The 8,556-nt window shown below is 62.3% G+C and carries 4 protein-coding genes; 2 read left to right on the forward strand and 2 right to left on the reverse strand.

The features are described from left to right. Positions 1-169 precede the first annotated feature (169 nt). Together AC07FN_RS45190 and AC07FN_RS45195 are read left to right on the forward strand one after the other, a co-directional pair. Positions 170-409, forward strand: a complete 240-nt coding sequence (locus AC07FN_RS45190) for a DDE-type integrase/transposase/recombinase (RefSeq protein ID WP_478401260.1) — start codon at positions 170-172, stop codon at positions 407-409. Further along, complete coding sequence (locus tag AC07FN_RS45195; protein ID WP_478401261.1) at positions 361-849, forward strand: integrase core domain-containing protein; 489 nt, start codon at positions 361-363, stop codon at positions 847-849. The genes AC07FN_RS45190 and AC07FN_RS45195 overlap by 49 nt, the downstream gene beginning before the upstream one ends. Positions 850-948: 99 nt before the next feature. On the opposite strand, the gene adhE is transcribed toward AC07FN_RS45195, so the two are convergent. Both adhE and AC07FN_RS45205 read right to left on the reverse strand, forming a co-directional pair. Next, a complete protein-coding gene (gene adhE, locus AC07FN_RS45200) occupies positions 949-7,353 on the reverse strand; it encodes a bifunctional acetaldehyde-CoA/alcohol dehydrogenase (protein WP_478401262.1) in 6,405 nt (2,134 codons plus the stop codon). A 521-nt stretch (positions 7,354-7,874) separates the two neighbouring features. Beyond that, positions 7,875-8,315, reverse strand: coding sequence for a hypothetical protein (locus AC07FN_RS45205; protein ID WP_478401263.1), 441 nt, complete (start codon positions 8,313-8,315; stop codon positions 7,875-7,877). Between the last annotated feature and the right edge of the window lie 241 nt (positions 8,316-8,556).

The raw sequence follows: 8,556 nt of genomic DNA on the forward strand, positions 1-8,556 counted from the left end.
TACGGCAAAGCAAGCTTCACCTTGCTACGAAAGAGAATCCTACTCGACCAATAACTACCCACAGCGTCCTTGATCACGCAACCAGCGACAGAGCCAGGAGAACGGTGTAACCGCGGTGCGTGGGGGTACTGATCGTTCGTGGGGATGATACGGCCTTCGAAAGGCGACCGTGATCGATATCTGCTCACGCAGGTTGATCGGGTGGTCCATCGCCGGTCACCTGCGGGCCGAGCTGGTCTGCGATGCGCTGCGGGCCGCCGTGCGTGCCCGCAGCGGCGACGTCGACGGCGTGGTCTTCCACTCCGACAGGGGTCGCAATACACCTCGGCTGACTTCGCCAAGGCCTGTAAACCTCACGGTGTGCGGCGGTCGATGGGCAGCATCGGCTCCAGCTACGACAACGCTTTAGCGGAAGCGTTCTTCGCCACCCTTAAACGCGAACTGCTCCACAATGGACGACCCTGCTGGAGCAGCGAAGCCGAGGTCCGACAGCAGGTCTCCCGCTGGATCGCCTTCTACAACCACCGCCGCAGACACTCCGCCCCGGGCTACCTCAGCCCCGCCGACCACGAACACCGGCGCACATCAACTACAGTGCAAGACCTCGCAGCATCCACGCACCCGGGGGAACTCCAGATCATCAAACCCGGGGTGTCAACCATCTCCGTCAGTCTTATATTGGCAGCTTCGCGCCCAGCTCTTACCGGGCCATGCGTGTTGGGCGGGGACGAGTCCTGGACACTGGCCCGGACTACGTCTGCGACAGTGCCAAACCTCCAATCGACGCAGTCAGTCACCACGGCTGCGACCTCACGTCGCAAGGCACTCCAGAGATGCCCTCTCGGTTAGACGCAGTGATCCTTCAGCAAGATCAATCGTCCAAGCTCGAGAGGGCATCTCACCTACTCACGACCGAACCACTACCCGGAAACTCCGGTAGATCGAGCCTTAGCGTGACGCGCCTGCCGTCGTTCGGACTTGTCCGTTCCGCGAGGTAGGAATGCTCGGATCCACTGGAGAGTTCTGCTGGTTACTGCAGTAGTAGGCATCGCGCATCAGCTTCTGCATGTCGTCGAGCACGGGAGCACGCGGGTTGGTCGGAGCACATTGGTCCTCATAGGCGTTCATCGCTTGCGTCGGCAAAGCGGCAAGGAAGGACGTTTCCTCGACGCCGATTTCGGCGAAGGAGGGCGGGATACCGACGGCGTCTCTGAGCCGCTCGATGGCAACCGCATACGATTCAACCCCTTGCTCCGGCGTTCGCGATGGCAGACCGAGGACGCGGGCAATGTCCTGGAAACGTTGCGGGGCTCGGTAGTTCTCATACTTCGGCCAACCGGTGAGCTTCGTCGGGCTTTGCCCGTTGTAGCGAATGACGTGCGGCAGCAGGATCGCATTGGTACTACCGTGGGGCAGGCTGAACGTGGCCCCGATGGTATGCGACATGGCGTGCACGATACCCAGGAACGCATTGGAAAGAGCCATTCCTGCTAGCGTGCTGGCGTTGTGCACCTTCTCGCGCGCAATGAAGATGTCGCCGCCGCTCCGAACAGAAGTTTCAAGGTTCTCGAAGAGAAGCTTGATCGCTTGGATGCACAGTCCGTCCGTGAAGTCGTTGGCATATGTTGATACGTAGGCCTCGGTGGCGTGGGTGAGCGCGTCCATGCCCGCACTTGCTGCCAATCCCTTCGGCATTTCGGTCACCAAGGTGGGGTCGATTATCGCGACGCTCGGGGTCAGGGCGTAATCGCCGATCGGGTATTTGCGTCCCGAATCGGGGTCGGTGACCACTGCGAACGGCGTTACCTCTGAGCCGCTGCCCGACGTGGTGGGGATGCAGACCAAGCGAGCGTCGCGGCCGAGTGGCGGAAACTGGTAGGCGCGCTTGCGGATGTCGTTGAAGCGAGTTTTCGCGTGATCTAGGTCGGTGTCGGGGTGTTCGTACAACAGCCACATGAGCTTGGCGGCGTCCATCGACGAGCCGCCCCCAATAGCGATGATCGTGTCTGGTCTGAACTCCCTCATCATTTCGGCACCGCGGCGAATTGTCGAAACGGTCGGCTCAGGTTCGACGTAGTCGATCAACCTCACGTCCACGGGTTCGGCGCGGCGGCGGAGGACATCGACGACTTTGCCGGGATAGCCGAGACGGGCGATGGTCCGGCCGGAGACGATGACCGCTTTGTGCACGTCGGCCATGTCCGCCAGGTATCGCAAGCTATGCGGCTCGAAGTAGATCTTCGGTGGGACCTTGAACCATTGGATGTTGTTCGTGCGTCGCCCGGTTCGCTGGATGTTCAGCAGGTGGACCGCACCGATGTTGTCGGCGATGGAGTTGCCACCCCAGCTACCGCAGCCGAGTGTGAGCGATGGGCGGAATGCGTTGTACAAGTCTCCCATCGCGCCTTGTGCCGCCGGAGCGTTCCAGACGATCCGGGCCGCCTTCAGCGTGTTGCGGTAGCGATTGACGAGATCCTGATCAGCGGTGTGGATGGCGGCAGTGTGCCCCCTGCCCCACAGGTCGAGGGCCCGTTGCGCCTTCCCGATGGCCTGATCAGCGGTATCGGCGGGAAGTACGGCAAGGATTGGGCAGGACTTCTCGCGGACCAACGGCTCGGCAGCGTCCACGTCGGACACTTCGACGAGGATCGCCGAGGTGTTCTCGGGAACGGTGAAACCGGCCTGGGAGGCGAGCCATGCAGGTGACTTGCCAACCGCCAGCAGCGAGCGACGGGCCGTGGGCGCGTCGTCGGCACCAGCCTCCGTACCGAACAGGAGCCGTTCCAGCGCCCGTTTTTGGTCTGGGGTAGCAAGGTGCGCGTGTAGCTGCTGTAGCTCACTCAGCGTCTCGTCGTACCGGGAGGCCTCGACGATGAGCACCTGCTCGGCCGAGCAGGCCGTGCCGTTGTCAAACGTGACCGACAGAAGGACGTCGTTGGCGGCACGCTTGAGGTTGGCGTCAGCCGAGATAAAGGCGGGTACGTTCCCGGCGCCGACGCCGATTGCCGGCTTACCAGAGCTATAGGCGGCTGCGACCGTCTCGTTGCTACCTGTTGCGAGGACGACGGAGACACCCGGGTGACGCATCAGTGCCTGATTCGCGGCGCGGGTGGGGCTATCGATCCATTGGATGCAGTCGCCCGGCGCGCCGGCCGCCACCGCGGCGTCGCGGACGGTTCGGGCCGCTTCGGCGCCGCAGCGGGGGGCCATGTGGTGGAAGGCGAAGATGATCGGATTGCGTGTCTTGAGTGCGATGAGGGACTTGAAGATGACCGTGGAGGTGGGGTTGGTAACAGGCGTGATGGCCGCTACGACGCCCACTGGACTGGCCGTCTGGGTCATTCCGGTGAGTTCATCGTGGGCGATGGTCCCCACTGTTTTCAGCCCGGCGAGGTCGTTGGCTATGTGTTCGGCCGCGTAGATGTTCTTGGTCGATTTGTCCTCCACCCTGCCACGACCGGTTTCCTGGACCGCCAGCGCAGCGAGCGCGAGATGCTTGTTCAGGGCAGCGAGCGCGGCCTGCTGCACGATGTGATCGACTTCTTGCTGCGAGAGTTGCTCGAAGGTCTGGAGTGCATCCAGTCCGCGCGCCACGAGATGGTCGACTTCGCCTGGTTCCGGAGCAGGTTGGGCGTCGACGTCGCCGGCGGCGACCTCGGTGCTAGCTCGGGCGTCGGTGACCGGGGCAGTGGCGGTGAGGCGAGGTGCCAGGCTCGCGGCAAGCTCACCCAGTGTGTCGTGCTCGTAAAGCTCCTCAACCTGCAGTTCGGGAACGTACTTCCCGAGTCCGACCACTGCCTCCACCATGGTCATCGAGGACAGGCGGAGCCCTGGTACATGGGTGTCGGCGTTGAGGCTTTGCTGGGGTAGGTTAGCGACTTCAGCGAGAACATGCACGATCGTCCGCAGTGCATCGTTGTCGACCTCGGCCTGAGTTGCCTGCGATGTGGGAGGGGCCGTGGCATTGGTCGACGCGCCTCGGCCAACGAGGTAGTCGGCCGCGTTTCCCGGCTCATGCAGGGTTTCCGCGATTGTTTGCAGAGCTTTCAATCTCGTTGTGCCAATCGTCTGCGGTATCGACGATGTGGAACTCGCCGCGGGAGCGGCCTGATCCATCGTGGCAGGATCGAAGTGAACCTTGCTGGCTTCGACCGCGCTGAGGGTGACGTCAAAAGCACCGTCGTCGACCAGTGGCTCGGGCGCGCTGAGTGAGCCCAGGAACTTTCGGACCGGGAGGTTCCGGTCAGTACGCTTGCACGGAATTCGCACGGTTTCGCAACCTGATTTGATTGCAAGCTCACCGAGAACGGCCAACATGCGGTGCTCGACCCCGCGGCCGAGTGCCCTGCAGCTAAGCAGGAAGGTGTCGACCACAAGCTCGTCCGCGTCCTGCTGGTAGATCGTGGTACCAACGGTACCGTAATCACCGAAACGGTCCTTGGCGCGGACCACCAGGCAACCCGCCCGTTCGTCTTTGAGGAGCACTTGCAACTGCGACTCCTGGCGACGTTGGACGCTGGCATTGAATTGGTTGGTCCGTTGGGTGAGCTGGGCAACTCGCCGAAGGTCGGCATCAGCTGCCGGAGCTATGTCCACCTGCAACTGCAGGTTGGCCATGAATTCCGCGAAGTTCATCGTGCGCTGAAGCTGAGAGCGCTCTTGCTGACTGACATAAGAGCGGGTGCGCGCGCGGTCCTCGTCGGTGGTCTCCAAGCGGTCGAACGCCCAGACCCGTGCCGCGAAGTCAGGCAGTAAGTCGGGCTCGGCGGGTACGGTCAACGCAAGCACCCCAGGGCAATTGGCTTGTACCTCCGCCACTTCGAGTGGGTTGTCGTCCAGGAACACCACGCTGTCGAGCCCCAGCCCGAAACCTTCGACGAGTTGGATGAGGCCGGCCGACTTCGGTTCCCACGAGACGGCCTGCCCGGCCAGCATTTCCGGACGCAGCGGCATATCGGTCCGAGTGGCGAACACTTCCCCGATAAGAGCGGGATCGTTCTTGCTCACCAGGCACACGAGGACGCCATTCCGCGAAAGGTCCGCTGCCCAATGCTGGAGCCGGTAGTGCCCATCGCGCATCCGCAACCCCTGCGGCCCGTCTTCCCCTGCGACGCCGTCCCACAGGGTGTTGTCGCAGTCAAGCGCGAGCACCTTGAACGGCGGTGCAGCAACAGTGTGCAGCGTCCGCGCGAGGCCAGTGGCAAGGGCGGTGTAACCCTCACTGGTGTAGGGCATGTGCGCAATACGAAGCCGCGCCGGGTCGTGCACATTACCTGGCTCTGGAGACAGTCCACCATGCCAAGTGGCGCAGTCGAGTACGTGCACGCCGCGCAACCCGTCCAGCAGCTCCGAGAGCAGGGCATGACGTTTTTCATCCAAATCCGCGTGCGGCTCCGGGCTCGGGCATACCTGGATGAGCAAGGTTGCCAGGTTGGTGCCGCGTTCGGCCCAAGCCCGGACTGTAGCCGCGAACTCCTCAATCGTTTTCTCGATTCCGGCCTCATCCCAGTCGGCGAAGCGCACCAACAGCGCTGCCGCCGTCGCCCCGCTAAGCGCGCTATCGACCGCGAGGAGCTGCTGGAAAATCTGACCATATGGGGAGAATTCCAATTCCCACTCGAGTCCGAGGCGCTGCAACCAGGCGTCAAGGGGCGGCTGCAGCGGATCGATGGTGAACGTGGCGGCCACCGCAAGCCGCGAAGAATTCTTGCCGGTTTTCTGCGACTCTGAAGGGAGATCGGCCGGCTGGGCGAAATCTTCAAGCACGGTCGCCGTACCCGCCGTACCTGGCTTCAAGAGCGCGTTGATGATGCCGGCGGTGACCGGTTCGACGCGCATCCCGGGGAGAACCCCGCTCGCGTAAGCTGTGGCCAGCCGCGGCGGGCGCGCGATCACACCTCTGGTACTGGACTTGTTCGTGATCGTGTTTTTGACCATTGCCTCGGCCGCCTGTTTGGCAACGGCGTAGTGCTCCAACCCGGTGGGGCATGAGGTGACATACTCGCTGGAGATCAGAATGATCTGTCCAGCACGCTGTTCGACCAGTTCGCCCAACCTCTCCAGAGGCGTGTGCACTAGCTGAAGAGCGCTTTCCTGCCATGCTTGCGCGGCGTCACCAGTCATGCCTGGGTGCACCGTCGGGAAAGCGTTGAGCACGAGCACGTCCAAGCCCCCGTGCCTTGCTCTGATGTGATCGCCCAGTTCTGCCAGCTGATCGGCATTGGACGCGTCTGCCTGCACCAAGTGGACTCGTTCCGCGTCGGCACCTAGCGCGTCGCGAACTTGCTGGGCCTCGGCTCCACAATCGCGATAGAGGGCATAGACCTCGGCACCCTGTAGCGCCATCCCTTGAACCAGGCTCGCTCCCAGTCCCCGGCTGCCGCCGACCACCACGGCGACCTGGTTGTCCAGAGCCCGCACTTGGGGAATAAGTTCGGTTAGCTGCGCTGGGTCGAGCTCTGCGGGCAGCTGCCGCACCAATACCGAAAGCTGCACCTGCCCGACCCCGCCCAGGGCCCCTGCGAGTTTCACCAGTCCAAACCGTCGGTCCACCGCGGTGACCTCGACACGACCAACGCCTTGCGCCAGATTCGGCGCGCCGTCCGGCAACACCGACAATCCGGTGATCATCGCCTCCCGTCCCGGGAGATGCATGCCTGCTACGTAACTGGCCCAGGACAGCAACGTCACGTGCTGGCCGATGCTTCCGTCCGCATCTGCCCCGTAACCGCGCAGCGTTGCGTGAAGGTCTCCGACGTCGCCGCCAAAGGGGATCTCCAAAGTCAATCCCTCGGAGATCTCATCGATGGTCCACTGTGTTGGCCCGTCACCCAAGCTCTTCACGTCGGAGACGTTCGAGAGCTCTCGATCAACACGCTCGTCACCGACGTTCTCCAGGTCAATCTCGACCGCCAGGTTCTCCGCCGCCCAGACCTCAAACCGAGTCGCAGCCTCCGGCATCGTCACGGTGTACTCGGCGCCGGGCAGGACAGGGCCGTGAAAACGCGCCCGGAGCCAACGGTCGTTCGGCAGCTGAGCCGACTCGATCCACGTACCTAGCGCGTGCATCACCACCAACGCGCCGTGCACGATGGGCTGCGGAAAACTCGTGCACCTGCGGACATACTGGACATCCGTGTGGAGCGGGTTGATGTCTCCACTGGCCTCCGCAAAGACCCTTACTTGTTCATCGCTAACTCGAAGAACCCGCTGACCGATTGACACTCCCATAGTTCCTTTCGTTTCGGTGATTGAGGTTCCTCCGTATGGTTCAGAGGCTTCCCAGCTTGGTCTGATGGACCTAGCGGGAGTCATCCGTGCCAGCACCGATGAAGTACCGACGAGCTGCACCATAAATGCGCTCAACGCCGGCGTACCCGGCAGTATTGTATTGAGAAATGAGCATCATTGGTCGCCGCTTCGCGCGCAATTAACGGGATCGCGAGGAAATCTTGCAGGGAAGCCAGAGGTTTGGCCAAGGCGCTCCCTGTCTCCACCTCCAGCAACGTTCTCCGTTTTCGGTATGCGAAAATCGGTCTATCCCAGGTGCGCGCTTGGGGCATTGATCTGCCGCCAACCGGGCCAAATGTGGTTGGTCGCGATTACGAGGCGAATTCTGGCGCTCTTTTCGTCAGAGACGATACCGTTTGGTCGCGACTGTGCCCTAATGTCCACTAATGCATGACCATTTGGGCAGTTCGGCTGGCCGGGATGATTTGGGATGGTAGCGGCCGCTTATGCTGAGTCTTTCCGGGTAAGCATCGGTGACTCGAGGTAGTCGTCAGGGGAACGTCAAAGTTGGTTTGCGCTGGTGGCGGCCTCGATGAGTGGAAGGATTCTGGTTCGGTCGGCAGCGATACGTTCCAGGGTTCGGGTTATTTGCGTGATCCCGGCCAGGCGTAATAAGCCCAGCGTGAGGTTGCGTAAGGTGGCCATGACGTGGACGCCTGAGCCGGTGTAGACGTGTTGGTACCCAATGGTTCTTGTTTTCTATTCCCCAGTGCAGGCGGATGACGTGGGCAATCGGCGTCGGCTTGTTCGGCGGTCAGACTGGTGACACCGTGAACGACCTCTTTGGACACACGGTTCCCCGTGTGGTCGAAGGCGTCGCGGCGGATGCGGAACAGCAGCGAACGCCGTCGGTGCTCACTGCCGTAGGCGGTGAACATGCTAGGCACCGAGACGTAGATATGCAGCGGCCATTCCTCGGTGATCGCGCCGTTGATGAAAGCACGCCAGTGCTGCCGGGCGTCCTTGGAAACGCGTGCACTTAGCAGCCGCTTAAGCAGATCGTGGCTGGTTACCGCCCACGCCACCACTCCACCAGGAAGTTCCACCGCGCTGCGGGGCCTTGTCGTCGGATGCCGGCGGCCTCGGCGTAGACGTCGCGGCCGGTGGGGTCGATCTTGAACGGGCAAGAGGGTTCGTCGAGCTGAGCGGGGATTAAATGAGGTTTTTCCAACCTCGTTTTGCGTGGCGGTGCGGGTGGCGGAACCTCAGAGGCTTCCTGGTCTGTGGGTGCCCCTCCTGATGTATGTCCAATACACGGCGGAGGGG

The sequence above is a fragment of the Saccharopolyspora sp. NPDC045941 genome (assembly GCF_056431445.1).